This window comes from Microbacterium aurugineum (assembly GCF_023101205.1).
Taxonomy (GTDB): Bacteria; Actinomycetota; Actinomycetes; order Actinomycetales; family Microbacteriaceae; genus Microbacterium; species Microbacterium aurugineum.
The window spans coordinates 2,668,651-2,682,255 of sequence record NZ_CP078078.1 but is presented as its reverse complement, the minus strand read 5'-3'; the positions used below and the strand labels follow the sequence as shown (position 1 = coordinate 2,682,255).

The 13,605-nt window shown below is 66.7% G+C and carries 18 protein-coding genes and 2 tRNA genes; 18 read left to right on the top strand and 2 right to left on the bottom strand.

Going from position 1 to position 13,605, the window contains the following annotated elements; genetic code table 11:
- Positions 1-2 precede the first annotated feature (2 nt).
- From KV397_RS12945 to KV397_RS12910, 8 genes are all read left to right on the top strand, one after another.
- Positions 3-971, top strand: a complete 969-nt coding sequence (locus KV397_RS12945; protein ID WP_261812676.1) for a glycoside hydrolase family protein — start codon at positions 3-5, stop codon at positions 969-971.
- 9 nt (positions 972-980) lie between these two features.
- Positions 981-1,472, top strand: coding sequence for an FBP domain-containing protein (locus tag KV397_RS12940; protein ID WP_047520802.1), 492 nt, complete (start codon positions 981-983; stop codon positions 1,470-1,472).
- A gap of 46 nt (positions 1,473-1,518) precedes the next feature.
- Positions 1,519-2,319 carry an enoyl-CoA hydratase/isomerase family protein gene (locus KV397_RS12935; RefSeq protein ID WP_261811433.1) on the top strand — a complete coding sequence of 267 codons (801 nt, stop codon included), beginning with the start codon at positions 1,519-1,521 and terminating at the stop codon, positions 2,317-2,319.
- A gap of 115 nt (positions 2,320-2,434) precedes the next feature.
- Complete coding sequence (locus KV397_RS12930) at positions 2,435-3,445, top strand: hypothetical protein (RefSeq protein WP_261811432.1); 1,011 nt, start codon at positions 2,435-2,437, stop codon at positions 3,443-3,445.
- The gene (locus tag KV397_RS12925) at positions 3,442-4,236 is read left to right on the top strand and encodes an inositol monophosphatase family protein (protein ID WP_261811431.1); all 795 of its coding nucleotides are present in this window, start codon (positions 3,442-3,444) and stop codon (positions 4,234-4,236) included. Before KV397_RS12930 ends, KV397_RS12925 begins: the two co-directional genes overlap by 4 nt.
- A gap of 121 nt (positions 4,237-4,357) precedes the next feature.
- Positions 4,358-5,641: a M23 family metallopeptidase gene (locus KV397_RS12920; RefSeq protein WP_261811430.1), complete on the top strand. Its 1,284-nt coding sequence runs from the start codon at positions 4,358-4,360 to the stop codon at positions 5,639-5,641.
- 68 nt (positions 5,642-5,709) lie between these two features.
- A tRNA-Thr gene (locus KV397_RS12915) sits at positions 5,710-5,781 on the top strand.
- Between the two features lie 34 nt (positions 5,782-5,815).
- Positions 5,816-5,889: transfer RNA gene (locus tag KV397_RS12910), tRNA-Met, on the top strand.
- A 921-nt stretch (positions 5,890-6,810) separates the two neighbouring features.
- On the opposite strand, the gene KV397_RS12905 is transcribed toward KV397_RS12910, so the two are convergent.
- Entirely contained in the window at positions 6,811-8,454 is a 1,644-nt protein-coding gene (locus tag KV397_RS12905; RefSeq protein WP_165875412.1) for an AAA family ATPase, read from the bottom strand.
- A 191-nt stretch (positions 8,455-8,645) separates the two neighbouring features.
- Here KV397_RS12905 and KV397_RS12900 point away from each other — a divergent pair, with 191 nt between their 5' ends.
- Entirely contained in the window at positions 8,646-8,981 is a 336-nt protein-coding gene (locus tag KV397_RS12900) for an L-rhamnose mutarotase (RefSeq protein WP_131491807.1), read from the top strand.
- Between the two features lie 20 nt (positions 8,982-9,001).
- Here the strand turns inward: KV397_RS12900 and KV397_RS12895 are convergent, their stop codons facing one another.
- A complete protein-coding gene (locus tag KV397_RS12895) occupies positions 9,002-9,313 on the bottom strand; it encodes a hypothetical protein (protein ID WP_227992007.1) in 312 nt (103 codons plus the stop codon).
- Between the two features lie 186 nt (positions 9,314-9,499).
- Here KV397_RS12895 and KV397_RS12890 point away from each other — a divergent pair, with 186 nt between their 5' ends.
- The 9 genes from KV397_RS12890 (at position 9,500) to KV397_RS12850 (ending at position 13,563) form a co-directional block, all read left to right on the top strand.
- Positions 9,500-9,943, top strand: coding sequence for an Asp23/Gls24 family envelope stress response protein (locus KV397_RS12890; protein WP_047520882.1), 444 nt, complete (start codon positions 9,500-9,502; stop codon positions 9,941-9,943).
- Positions 9,940-10,131, top strand: a complete 192-nt coding sequence (locus KV397_RS12885; protein ID WP_047520813.1) for a DUF2273 domain-containing protein — start codon at positions 9,940-9,942, stop codon at positions 10,129-10,131. The genes KV397_RS12890 and KV397_RS12885 overlap by 4 nt, the downstream gene beginning before the upstream one ends.
- Positions 10,128-10,469 carry a hypothetical protein gene (locus KV397_RS12880; protein ID WP_261811429.1) on the top strand — a complete coding sequence of 114 codons (342 nt, stop codon included), beginning with the start codon at positions 10,128-10,130 and terminating at the stop codon, positions 10,467-10,469. Before KV397_RS12885 ends, KV397_RS12880 begins: the two co-directional genes overlap by 4 nt.
- On the top strand, positions 10,466-11,032 hold the full coding sequence (locus KV397_RS12875) for a hypothetical protein (RefSeq protein WP_261811428.1): 567 nt from the start codon (positions 10,466-10,468) through the stop codon (positions 11,030-11,032). The genes KV397_RS12880 and KV397_RS12875 overlap by 4 nt, the downstream gene beginning before the upstream one ends.
- Entirely contained in the window at positions 11,029-11,646 is a 618-nt protein-coding gene (locus tag KV397_RS12870; protein ID WP_261811427.1) for a hypothetical protein, read from the top strand. The genes KV397_RS12875 and KV397_RS12870 overlap by 4 nt, the downstream gene beginning before the upstream one ends.
- An 89-nt stretch (positions 11,647-11,735) precedes the next feature.
- Positions 11,736-11,909 carry a CsbD family protein gene (locus KV397_RS12865; protein ID WP_047520821.1) on the top strand — a complete coding sequence of 58 codons (174 nt, stop codon included), beginning with the start codon at positions 11,736-11,738 and terminating at the stop codon, positions 11,907-11,909.
- A gap of 123 nt (positions 11,910-12,032) precedes the next feature.
- On the top strand, positions 12,033-12,599 hold the full coding sequence (locus KV397_RS12860) for an RNA polymerase sigma factor (RefSeq protein WP_047520823.1): 567 nt from the start codon (positions 12,033-12,035) through the stop codon (positions 12,597-12,599).
- Positions 12,596-13,216, top strand: coding sequence for an Asp23/Gls24 family envelope stress response protein (locus tag KV397_RS12855; RefSeq protein ID WP_153243637.1), 621 nt, complete (start codon positions 12,596-12,598; stop codon positions 13,214-13,216). Before KV397_RS12860 ends, KV397_RS12855 begins: the two co-directional genes overlap by 4 nt.
- Positions 13,198-13,563 carry a hypothetical protein gene (locus tag KV397_RS12850; protein ID WP_227992017.1) on the top strand — a complete coding sequence of 122 codons (366 nt, stop codon included), beginning with the start codon at positions 13,198-13,200 and terminating at the stop codon, positions 13,561-13,563. The genes KV397_RS12855 and KV397_RS12850 overlap by 19 nt, the downstream gene beginning before the upstream one ends.
- Positions 13,564-13,605: the final 42 nt, after the last annotated feature.

The following is a 13,605-nucleotide window of genomic DNA, read 5'->3' as shown; positions in this document are numbered from 1 at the left end:
CCGTGTTCGACCTTCCCGACTCGTGGGTATGGGACTTCTGGTTCGCCGACGACGGCGAGCAGTACCACCTCTTCTTCCTCTACGCCTCGCGCGCGCTGCACGACCCGGAACAGCGCCACTACCGCGCCTCGATCGGTCACGCGACCTCGCTCGACCTCGTCGAGTGGACACGGGGACCGGATGCGCTCGTGCGCGGTGACGCTCCTGCGTTCGACGACCTCGCCACCTGGACGGGCTCGACGGTGCGGCACCCGGACGGGACGTGGTTCCTCTTCTACACCGGTGCGAGCCTGAGCGGCGGAGGCAAGAACATCCAGTCGATCGGGTATGCCACCTCGTCAGACCTCGTCGAGTGGCACAAGGCACCGCATCCGGTGCTGAACGCGCAGGCCCCCTGGTATGAGACGGTCGACAGTGGCGCGTGGCACGACGAGGCCTTCCGCGACCCGTGGGTCTTCCCCGACCCCGAGGGCGACGGGTGGCACATGTACGTCACGGCTCGTGCACCTCATGGACCCGTCGAGGGCAGGGGAGTGATCGGCCACGCGTGGTCGGCCGATCTTCGCGAGTGGGAGTTGCGTGAGCCGTTGAGCGTGCCCTCCGACGACGGGTTCGGGCAGTTGGAGGTCGTTCAGGTCGAGGTCGTCGACGGTCGCCCCGTTCTCCTGTTCTCCTGCCTGGCGGAGCACTCGATGCCGTCGCGGAGGCCGGCTGCGGGCGGCACATGGGCGGTGGCCGCGGACAGTGTGCTCGGACCCTTCGACATCTCTCGCGCCGAACCCTTGACCGGTGACGACCTCTACGTGGGCAGGCTCCTGCGCCGCCGCGACGATGGGCGATGGTTGCTGTTCGCCTTCCGCAACCGTGGTGATGACGGGCACTTCGTCGGGGGGATCACCGACCCGATGCCTGTCGAATGGGTCGAGGGGCGTCTTGCCGTGCGTGAAGCCCTGGCTGGCAGGCGTTCGTAGACTGGAGCGATGCGACCGCTCACCGAAGCCGACGTCCGGGCATCGTTCGTCAACGCGGATGCGGAGGAGCTGCGGATCATGGAGATGCCGCATGACTTCCTGCTCGTCGATTGGGACTACCTCGACTTCTTCGCCTGGTCGGATCCGAATGCGAGCCGCCGCGGCTACGTCTTGATCCCGCTGGAGGAGACGGTCGTCGGGATCGTGCTCCGGGCCACCGAGCCCGGGCGCGGACGATCGGGGATGTGCGACATCTGCCACACGATGCAGCCCGGCAACCAGATCTCCCTGTTCTCCGCACGCCGCTCGGGCCAGGCCGGGCGGCGCGGCGATTCGGTCGGCGCCTACATGTGCGCCGACCTCTCCTGCCACGAGAACGTACGTCTCGCGCACCCGTTGGCACCGAACGAGGTCAGGGCACCGGGGCAGGCCGACCTGCGCCTGGACGGGACACACCGCCGGATGGAGCGCTTCGTCTCGCAGGTCTGGGAGCGCAGCTGATCGCGGCTACGCTGGACCCACACGTCCTGTGCTCGAAGGAGACGCCATGAGTGATGCCATCCTGTTCGCCGTCGAAGAGGGGATGGCCCGGCTCTCGCTGAACCGCCCTGCCCGCCTCAACGCGTTCAACGCCGACCTCGCACATGCGTGGAAGGACGCGACCGCCGAGGCGACATCGCGCGCCGACGTGAAGGCGATCCTGATCGATGCGTCCGGCCCCGCCTTCTGCGCGGGGGGCGATGTGATCGACATGGCCACGACCATGGGAGCTTCCGGCGCGGAGATCACCGCGCTCGCCGAGGTCATCAACACCGGTATCCGTTCCCTCACGGAATCGACGGTTCCCGTGGTCGCCGCCGCGCACGGCACGACGGCGGGCGGGGGCCTCGGCATCCTGCTCTCGAGCGACTATGCGGTCGTCGGCTCGCGGTCGAAGCTCGGGAGCCTGTACGCGAACATCGGCCTGACGCCCGACCTCTCGGTGTCGGCCCAGCTCGCGCGCGCCGTCGGCCAGAGGCGCGCACTGCAGCTGGTGTTGCAGGATCGTCTGCTGTCGGCCTCGGAGGCGCTCGACTGGGGACTCGTGGCCGAGGTCGTCGAGGGGGAGGATTCCGTGGCCGAGGCCGCCCTGGTGCGAGCGCGTGGCGAGGAGATCGCCCGCTTCTGGCTGGCGGGAGCCGCCGACGCGTACGGGCACGCGAAGCGATTGGTCCGTTCCCAGCCCGAACGCTCCTTCGCCGAGCAGTTGAGCGAGGAGGCCCGATCGATCGGCGCCGCGCTGGAGACTCCGGACGCGCAGGCGCGGGTGTCGGCATTCGCCGCCTCGGCAGCCAAGAGGGCCGGCTGACTTCTTCTGCTCCGCCCCGTGCGGATGGTGACTTTCCCCAACCCGTGCGGTGGCCGCGGTATCCGGCGGTGGGCGTGGCAGGATGAAGGCATCGCCGCTCGACGAGAGGATCGCCATGTCCCAGCCGGACATCACCACACCGCAGCCGCAGGGTGAGAAGAAGAACATGTCGCTGCTGATCCGAGGCTCTCTCTGGATCGCCATCGGCGCTCTGATCGCCGCTGCACTGGTCTGCGTCGTCTGGGTGCTCATCGGGGATCAGGACGGACTGATCGGCCGAGCCTTCCTCACGATCCTCCTCCTGGCGGCCTTCGCGGGGATCGCGATCGCCGAGGCCGGGCTCGCCCCGAACCGTCCCGACTGGCTGCAGCTGGCCAGCATGGTGAGCTGGATCGTCGCGCTCCTCGTCGGCGCCGTCAAGATCTGGCTCCCCGAAGACGGCATGTACTTCGGCGCCGAGCGCTTCTTCCAACTGCTGCTGGTCATCGGCATCCTCCAGCTCGCGCTCGTCCACGTGCGACTGTTCACACCGGCTGCCCAGCGCTACGTCACCACGTTCACACGAGTCATCTACATCGTCACGATCACCTTCCTCGGCGGACTCGTCGGCATGCTCGTGTTCTTCCTCGCCTTCCCGAACACGTTCGAGTACGGCGCCCTGTACTGGCGGATCGTCGTCGCCCTCACGATCCTCGTCGCCGTCGGCACCACGCTCATCCCGCTCCTGAACGCGCTCTTCGCGCCCAAGAAGACACCGGCCACGCCGGGCGTCAGATCCGCGCCGTCCTGGCCGACCTATGCCGACGGCATCACCCCGCTGCCGGTGCTTCCCGACTCGTCGCCCGATTGGACGGCGTACTACACCGGGTACCCGACGGTCACGGCACAGCAGTCGCTTCCGGCGGCCCCGGCCGCGAGCTTCCCCGTCGTGCCGCAGCCGGTGGAGCAGGCGTACGCACAACCCGCGCCGCCGCAGGCCCCCGGGGTGCATACGATGCCGCCGACACCTGGTGCCGTGGAGCAGCCCCCGGCGCCGAGGCAAGAGCCCTCTGCGTTCCCGCCTCCTCCGCCCGCGCCGCAACCGCCCGCGCCGCAACCGCCCGCGCCGCAGCAGCCCGCGCCGTGACCCTCGCCGGAGAGCTCGGCGAACTCGCGACGGAGATCGCGCGCGAAGCGGGAGACCTCGCGCGCAGACGCCGACAAGAGGGTGTGCGTCTGGCGGCGACCAAGTCGACGCTCGCGGACATCGTCACGGAAGCGGACCGCGAGGTCGAGGCGCTCATCCGCGATCGCCTGCGCGCTGCCCGCGCGGAGGACGGCTTTCTCGGTGAGGAGTCCGGGGCCGAGGTCGGAACGAGCGGGATCACCTGGGTCGTCGACCCGATCGACGGCACCGTCAATTATGCGTACGGCATCCCGGCCTACAACGTCAGCATCGCCGCCGTCCGAGGCGAGCCCGACCCCGAATCCTGGGAAGCTCTCGCCGCCGCGGTCAACGCGCCCGCGCTCGGTGAGATGTTCACCGCAGCCCTCGGTCACGGTGCGTGGTCAGACGGCGCCCGGCTCTCGGTCACGGCGGAGACGCCCGCCGGAGCGCTCCTCGGTACCGGCTTCGGCTACGACCCTGCAACCCATGAAGGCGACCTCGCCACGGTGGCGCGGGTGATGCCGATGGCACGTGATGTCCGTCGCATGGGAGCGGCCGCTCTCGACCTCGCGTATGTCGCTGCGGGGCGGCTCGACGGCTACTTCGAGCGCGGATTGCGTCCGTGGGACCATGCCGCCGGTGGGCTCCTGGTGTCGGAGGCCGGTGGAGTCGTGTCACGCACCGACGTCGAATCCCCGCGGCCCATGCTCGTCGCGGCAGGACGCGCCGTGCACGACCGACTGCTCGCGATCCTGGGAACGGAAAAGTGAATGATCCATGGCTTTCCCAGGGTGGCCAGGGTAGTGTTTTACCCGATCGTTACTCTCACCACCCGAAGGTGAGAGTTTGAGTTTGCGCCCCCGAGCTGACGCACGACCCGAGAGAAACGCTTTGCCCTTCGAGAATCCCGAGGCTGCCTCTGCGCCCACGCGCCGGTCCAGCCGACTCCGCATCGCGGCCTCCGAGGCCTCTGCGGCGGGAACGACGGGACCCCTCTCCACGGCTGACTCCACTGCCGTCGCCCTCGCCGCCGTCGCTCCTCTCTCTCGTCGCGCTGCTCGCCAGCGCCAGGCAGCCGGCGCGGACGCCGCCGAGGTTCCGGCCGAGCCGTTCATCGCCACGACTCCCGCGCCGATCATCGCCGACGTCCCGGCATCACCGGTCGTCGTCGACACTGCAGCCGACTCCGTCGATGCCGCAGATCCTGACACGGTCGCGCCTTCCGTCGAGTCGCCGGCACCGGCGGAACCCGTCGCGGCGGCCGCGCCCGAAGACGATGTCGACGAGTTCGAGCGCGCATCGCGCGCCTTCCGCACGGGCTCGGTTCCTGTTGTTCCGGCGTCCGTCCGGACATCGGCCACGCACGCGCCCGCGCCCGCGGAGGCGAGCGAGTCCTCCGAGCCCGAGTCCGCGCACGTCGGGCCGCGCCGTCCACGCAGCATCCGCAAGCTCGTCACCGTCGGGGCGACCGTCGGAGTGATGAGTCTCGCCGGACTCCTCGCCGTGTCCATGACGCTTCCCGCGGAGGCTGTGGCTGCGGTGCAGGGCCGCACTGCGATGTCAGCGACCTCGCTGGTCTCGTCCGCAGGTTCCGACGCGAAGGATTCCGCCGCCGCAGAGATCCAGGCGTTCGTCGCACCGGGCGCAGTCGAGAACGAGTCTCTCGCTCGTTCGGATGACTTCAGCACGGTTTCGCTGGTCGAGGTCGCCGCCGAGCAGGGCATCAACTACTCGGGTGAGGTCTTCACGAACGACCCCGACGCCGCCATCCAGTGGCCGTTCCTCGTCGGGGTCGGCATGAGCTACGGATACGGCATGCGCAGCGGGCGTCTGCACGAGGGCATCGACTTCGTCCCCGGCGACGGTGCGCCCATCCAGGCGATCGCCGACGGCACCGTCCGCATCGCGACGGAGCAGGGCGCCGCCTACGGTGTCACGGTCTACATCGACCACGTCATCGACGGCCAGGTCATCACCAGCCACTATTCGCACATGCAGTACGGGTCTCTGCAGGTCAAGGCGGGCGACACCGTGAAGGTCGGCGACATCGTCGGTAAGACCGGCAACACCGGCCGCTCGTACGGCGCTCATCTGCACTTCGAACTCATCGTCAACGGATCGACCATCGATCCGATGCCGTGGCTCAAGGCGAACGCTGGTCGAACCTCGTATTGACCCGCCTCGATTTCATGGGGACGCCACAGTGATGGTATTCTCGTACGGTTGCCCCGCGCGGGCAGCACGCCCCGATAGCTCAGTGGCAGAGCACTTCCATGGTAAGGAAGGGGTCGTCAGTTCAATCCTGACTCGGGGCTCGCAGCATTCTTCTCACACGGATGGATGCCGTGCGGCAGGGTAGCTCAGTTGGTGAGAGCGCACGACTCATAATCGTGAGGTCGCGGGTTCAAGCCCCGCTCCTGCTACAGATTCAAACCCCCGGATTTCCGGGGGTTTTGTCGTATCTGGAGCGGGATCTGGGATGCTGCTGCGGACGTTGTGCAGCTCTCGTGACGGTCAACGGCGCGACGACGACAGATGCTTAGCGGCGCCTACGGGGCCTCGACGGACGCTCCAGTGGCGAGCCGATTCCGACGACGTGCCACCATCCGCAGTAGTGGCATCGCATCGCGCGTACCGGTTTGTGCGCGCGTCGGGCTGCTGCGATCGCTTCAGCCTCGGAGCTGATCACAACGCGGGCTGTGGGGCATCTCACGGTCATGTGAGGAGATTAGCTGTGACGACCGACATCGGTACCGCCGTTCCGGCTGCTGCCCCGTTGCAGCGTGCACAAGTTAGACTTCCATTACGGCGGGCAGTAGCCCTCGGAGCCTGGCAGTCTTCCGGATGGTATGACGAGCCAGGCTCACGTGTTTCTACAGCCGGGTGACCCGGGACTCGACAATCGTGCCGACGCGACGTATCCAATCGCCCCCGTTCGAGTAGCACCAGGCGACGGCATCGCTTACCCAAGGGCAGCGGATGCTCATGTGGAGCGACATGCCGACACTGCATCCCTGATGACCGAGCGAGACGGGATCACTTCGGCGACAGAAGCCGATCGGCACGTTGCAGAGAATCGTCTCGTTCGATGATCAGTTGCCCGACCCCAGCACGGACGGCCTCCACATCGAGCGCCAGGTGAGAGTGGGCGAACCTCGTTTTCGGATCGTTGTTTCACGTCCCAGACAGACATGCGCACGTTGAGAGCGCACATGCGCGAAAGGGGCTGACGGCGTCGGCTGTCACGCTTGAAGTGAATGCGACGCTGGCCAGGCTTGAGGAGATCGCAGAGTGCCCGCTCGGGTGCTTGCGCGGCTACGACCGCGGAGGCGGTCGCGACACCGTTATGTGTGGGCGTTCGCACGCTCAATGAGAGCGATCACCGCGTTGACCTGCCTCTTGAGGTTCAGAGGCCACTCATCCCCCCATGACTGCACCGCAGCTCTTGCGACAGCGGTCTTACTCGGGCGCTTAACGCCGATTCGGTCAGGGGCTAGAGGATTAGACCACTGCGTCTGCGGCTCGAACCTTTTGGAAGAAACGCTCGGGTGCGATCGTTTGACTGCCTCAGACAAAACGCTCTCAGGAACATAGTTCTCGATCGTGTAGCCAGCTGTGACCCAGGCGACGCTCGTCTCCGAGTCTTGACGCAGCGCCTCGATAACCCGTCGCTTGCTGGCGTTCAGCTTCGCGCCTGACCGACGACGATCGGAATCGATCAAGACGGCCATGTATCTGTTCAGAGAGCGCAGAGAGATAAACTCGTCCACCTCATCCCGATCTAGTGGAGAAAGTTCGCTTAGGAGAGATCCACCATAGAACATGATCGAATAGTGCAGTCCCTCGACGAAAACTCCCGGTTTGATCTTCTCAATCCAGTGCTTGAGATAGGTGCGATCCGATGGACCCTCCACCCACAACACCGCGTTCGTCTGTACGAGATCGGACGGCCGATACCCCAGATCTGCGCATACCGCAGCTCGCTCGCTCGCGGATCCCGCATAGCGGATTGAGGACGTGCCACCCGAGCGAGTGATATGAAAGATCGCGCCCAACTCAGAATCCAACATATGTGCGGAGTGAGTTGCTATGAAGTACTGGTTCGAGGTGCTAGAAGCTAAATAACGCAGGAGTTTGCGTTGCAGCATTGGGTGGAGGTGAACCTCCGGCTCCTCTATGCAGACCACAGAATCTTGGATAATCGTACCTGCGGCAGCCAAAATCACCACCTCATGAACGCCGGTACCTACGTATTCGATTGGAAGGGTATGACCTTGCTGGGTTACATGAATCGTCGACAGGTCGTGAGGTACGTCAATGGTTACGGTATCGTCGTCCATCACCGCACGAACGAATTCTTGAATGGACTGAAACAGTTCTTTGTCGGCTAGCCGTTGCGTACTGGGCGCTTGGAGCTCAAGCAACCTGCGTTTAATACTACGGCCGTTGAAGTCGGGCTCATCGTCGCTCGAGTCCGATATTTCACGTATACCTTCAACCCGGAACACCGGTGGATGCTTGGGTTGCCGAGACGCAAGCACGTTGATCACCCTGCGGGCATCACCGCCGTGACCGCCGCCGGTGGTGTTAGTCAAGGCGCCAGATAGTTCAGACGCGAAATGGTCGCGGCCGATAGCCTGCGCCCACTCCTGATAGAGCCCGTCGACGACCTCGCCCGGTACGCTTCCGAGCCACAGGTACCGACTTGAAGCTTCGCCGACCTCAAGTTTCATCGCGGAGATGAAGTCGTTTAGCTTCTCATCGAACGCTCGGACACGCCCCGAGGAATCAAGCCAATCAGCGACCGAAGCTCGATCGTGCGCAACGAGCCGCACAGGTCGATGCTCGGCATCACCAAGCGGTCGATCCCACGCTCCAGGGCCGACGTCAGCGCCTAGAGCGCTCGCCACGGCGCGGAGCACATTCGACTTCCCTGTGTTGTTCTGTCCCGCGATCAGGTTGATCTTTGCGAGGGGCGCGAGCACCATCAGTTCACTTGAAGCGAAGCTCCGATAGCCAGCGAACGCGATGCCTCTCAATGGTTCCACATGGTCATCATGCCCCAAACCCACTGAAATCACAGTCAACCAGCTTTGACCACCCAGACATCCGACCTTTCCCTTGACAGGCTCTCGGCGCGCGGACATCATGTCCTGTGGACGTCGTCACGAGGAGAAGCATGCGCATCGCCCTGCATTCAGTGATTGCCGAGGGGGCGATCGAGGACTATCGGTCCCATCACGCTCGGATCCCGGATTCTCTGCGCGACCTGTTCGACGTCGCGGGGATCCACGACTGGACCATCTGGCGCTCGGGGCGCAACCTCTTCCACCTCGTCGAGTGCGACGACTTCGAGGCGACGATGCGCATCGTCGAGGCCTCCCCGGCGAACGATTCTTGGCAGGCCGACATCGGGCGCTTCGTCGAGGGGTTCCACGGTCCGGACGGTGAAGAGGGGTTCACGCCCATCGAACAGGTCTGGGCACTCGCGGCGCAGCGCGCCACCGGCAGCTGAGCACACCGGGCGGTCGCGTGTCAGCGGAAGGGGTTCCGACCGGGATCCGATCGCCGTGGCGGCGGGTGATGCGGGATCTGGATCGGACGCGTCGCACGTGAGGCGTCCTGGAACCGTCGCACCGCGTGCAGGACCTCTTCCGCGGATGAGTAGCGCAACGCGAGCGGGAGGTCGCGCCGCCACAGGACCTCGACCTCGGTCGGGGCATCTTCGAAGATCGTGCAGACGACGCGGCGGTGGTCGTCCGTCGGGTAGTGCAGATCGTGGATCGCCCAGTCGGTCGCCGTGACCTGCACCAGGCTGAACCTTCGGTCCGGATCGTGCTCCATCATTCTCCTAGCTGTCCCCACGGTGAAGCTTGCGCGATCGGCGCCCGGAGGGGGAGCCCCTTGACAGATGCCCGAGACCTCTTCGGATCATTTTGTGACGTTTCTCGGTCGGCATCCGTCTTAGGGGTGTCGCTGACCTGCGGCCCGCACTCCTCAACGGAGGCGGAGACATGGATGAAGGAGCTCAAGATGGCGAACGTGACTGGTGGCGCCCAGCCCAAGGCTCAGGTCGTCGCACCGCAGTCGGGGACTGCTGCGGGCAAGACGACGATCGAGGACGCGGTGGTGGCGAAGATCGCCGGCATCGCCGCACGCGAAGTGGCGGGCGTGTATGCGCTCGGCGGGGGAGCCGCCCGAATGGTCGGTGCGATCCGTGACGCGCTCAACACGACCGATCTCTCTCAGGGGATCAGCGTCGAGGTCGGCGAGACGCAGGTCGCGGTCGACGTGACGATCGTCGCGGAGTACCCGGTCTCGCTCCAGAAGGTCGCGGACGAGGTTCGCGCGGCCATCCACCGCGCGATGGTGGAGCTGGTCGGCATGGAGGTCGCCGAGGTCAACGTGACCGTGAACGACGTGCACATCCCCTCCGATGACGAGGACGAGGGCACGCAGGAGGCGCGAGTCCAGTGAATGCATCGGTGATCGGCGCGGCGGCCGCCGCAGTGCTGGCGCTCACCTGGGTGGCCCTGGGGTTCTGGGCGTTCCTGCTCGTGGCGTTGGCGATGCTGCTCGGAGCGGTCGCCGGCCGCATCATCGACGGCCGGCTCGACGTCCGCGCACTCGCCGAGGTCTTCCGAGGCCGGCGCTCCTCGTCATGACCGACGAGGAGGCGGCTCCGGCGCCGGAGGACGTCGTCGTGGGGACGACGACCATCACGGCCCGTGCGCTGCAACGACTCGCCGTCGGCATCGTGCACGACGTCGCTCGGGTGTCGACCCGTGACGTCGGGGTGCAGCTGTCCGACCGGCGAGGCGCCGTGCGGATCTCGGTCGCCGTCCCGGTGGCGCCGAAGCACGGGCTGAACCTGGTCGACAGCGGCGAAGAGCTTCGGCGGGACCTGATCGAGAAGATGCAGACGCTGGCCGGTCGTGAGGTCAGCACCGTGGACATCCGATACTCGGGCGTCCGCCGCAGCACGGAGAAGAGGGTGAGATGACGAACGAACAGGCGATATACCGGCGCGTGCTCCGTCGGGAGACGCACGCGCCCCGCACCATCCCGGCTGCGGTGGTCGCATCGATCGGCGTCGTGCCGGGCCTCGCTCTCCTCGCGGGAGGAGTGTGGTGGGTCGTCGACGCGGGCTTCCGTGACAGGGTCGCTCGAGAGTTCGATGCGCTCGCCGCAGGAGCAACGGCACAGGCCGTGCCCTTCGGGGTGGGCGTACTCGTCGTGCTTCTCGCTCTCGTGCTCCTCGCGCTCGCGGTCCTGCCGGGACGTCGCCACCGTCGTGCGCGAACGACCGAGCGCACCGCTCTGCTCGTGGACGACGGGGTGATCGCGGACTCGGTCGCCGAGGCCGTGGCCCGACGCGTGGGCGTCGATCGTGGACGCGTAGCCGTGACCGTCGGCAGGCGTGACGTCGCGGTCAGGATCACCCCCACCAGTGGTGTCCCCGTCGATCGGTTCGGAGCCGAGACGGCTGTGAAGGACGTGCTCTCGGGGATCGGATTCGTCGCGGTCGCTCGCGTCAGCGTGGATGCGCACGGAGTGATCGCATGAACGCCACGAATCGCCTGATGAATCGACTGCTCCTCTTCGTCACCGGCGCGATCCTGCTGGCGGTGGGCGGTCTCGCCCTCGCCGCGGGGGTGCTCGCCGGCGGGGACGCGCCCCCGTGGCTTCGGCGCCCGGCATCTGTGATGTCGGCTGCGGTGGAGACCGCTGCGACGTGGACATGGCAGATCCCGGGCGTCGGCCCGGTATCCACTGTCGTGCTGCTCATAGCGGCAGCGGCCGTGCTCCTCGTCATCGCCCTCATCGCTTTCCTCGCCACGCGGAGACGCGGCAGGGCGAAGGCCGTGCTCGAGGTCGATGGCGCAGGCGGACGGACGACGGTCGATCGGAACGTGGCCGAGGAGGTGCTGACGGACCCGCTGATCCGCCGACCCGACGTGCTCTCCGCCCGCGCGGCTGCATACCGCGTCGGAAGGAAGCATGCCGTCGCCTTGGCGATCACCGTGCGGCCCGGCGCTCCCCTCGGTGCGATCGTCGCCGCGACGGAGAAGGCCGTCCGAGAGTGGGACCACCTCCTGGGCGCCCGCATCCCGATCCTGGTGCATCTGTCGGATCGCCGGTGGCGCGATGCGTTCCGGTCGCCCACGAGGGTGCAGTAGGCGGTGTGACCGCCGCAAGAGACCAACACGCGGAGACCCCGCGTGATTATCCGACCTCGAACCCGGGGTCGCTGAGGAAAGGAGACGCCATGGGCGCAGAAGACAAGATCAAGGCCGCTGCGGAGAAGATCGCCGGAAAGGCGAAGGAGACCGTCGGCAAGGTGATCGACGACGACAAGCTCGTCGCCGAAGGCAAGGCCGAGCAGGCCAAGGGCGGTGTCCGTGACGCGGCAGAGGACGTCAAGGACGCGTTCAAGAAGTGACGGGTACGGGGAGAGGCTCGTGCGAGCCTCTCCCCGATCTCGCGCGGATAGGCGGGAAATGATCCGATCTGATCGGGCGTCCGTTCCGAATTGCCTAGAGGGGCGGATCGAGGGGTGGGGTGGATGGAAGACGAACGCTTTCGCAGGGCGCTCGAGCACGCGGACGACGCCATCGTCGCCGGTCGTGCGATGGATGGGGACGTCGAGGCGTTCGCGGTCCTCGTGCGTCGGTACTCGCCGATGATGCGCGCATACACGCAGCGGATGCTGAACGCCTCAGCCGATGTGGACGACATCGTGCAGGAGACGTTCGTGACCGCCTGGCAGCGATTCGGCGAGCTCGACGATCCGGCCAAGGTGAAGAGCTGGCTGATGAGGATCGTGAGCAGGAAAGCGGTCGACCGCATCCGCGCGACCCGGCCCGCCGTCGACATCGATTCGATCGACAGGCCGGCACCGCTGCACGCGTCACCGTCCGCAGTGGTCGAGGTGCGAGCGGGGGTCGCGGCGCTCGGGGCAGCTCTTCGAGAACTGCCCGACGCGCAGCGGGAGTGCTGGATCCTGCGGGAGATCGGCGGCTACTCGTACGAGGAGATCTCCGAAGAGCTCGGAATTCCGGTCTCGACGTCAAGGGGGCTGCTCGCTCGAGCCCGCAGATTCATGATCGTACGGATGGAGGAGTGGCGATGACCGACGACAAAGAGACGCCGAAGGCCCGCCGGCTCAGCCTGGCGCCGACCGATCTCGACGGGCACACACTCGACGAGCTCACCGACTACCTGGAGGCAGGGAGGCAGCCCGCCGATCGTTCGATCGACGAGTCGCCCGGCTGTCAGCTGGCGCTCGACGCGCTGGAGCGCCTGCATGGACTCGGCGCTGAACTGATCGCGGCGGAGACCGCGGCTGAGCCGGAGGTCGACGAGAGCTGGGTGGACCGCATCCTCAGCGGCATCGCGATCGACGCCCGTGCCGGCCGTCGCATTCCCTTCGCTTCCATCGACCCGGACGTGGACCTCGGGATCACCGAGGGTGCCGTGCGTGGCCTCATCCGCGCCGCGGAGAAGGTGGTGCCCGGACTGCTGGTCGGACGGTGCCGACTCGACGGGGACGTCACGACCGCGAACGCCCCGATCCGTGTCGAGATCGATGCGAGCGCGATGCACGGGCAGTCGATACCGGTGGTCGCCGAGCGGCTGAGGAACGAGGTCGACCGCAGCCTCCGCGCACACACCGAGCTCAACATCGTCGCGATCGACATCGCGATCCGAGACATCCGGGAGGTGTCGTCATGGACCGACGAGCGATGATGACGCCCGAAGCCTGCGCAGAGCTGGCCGCGTCGATCGAGGAGACGATACGGACGACACCGGGTGTCCGGAACGTCTATCGGTCAGGGTCCCTGGTCTCCAACCTGTTGCGCGTGGGGGCCGCGGCCCTGGGCGTGCGCAAGGACGACGAACCGATCGTGGCGGTGGCCCCGGCCGGCGACGGCGTCGCCGTCGAGGCGTCGATCGGTGTGGATGAGGACGCCCCTTCGGGCGAGACCCTGCGCGCCGTCCATGCCGCCGTCGCCGCGCTCCTCGCTACGCGCGGTGTGGGACACGACAGCATCACACTCACCGTGGTGCACGTCCAGTCCCGCGCGACGACGTAGCGGCGGATGAGGCAACCGAGTGCCGTTCCCGGCGGGGAGCGG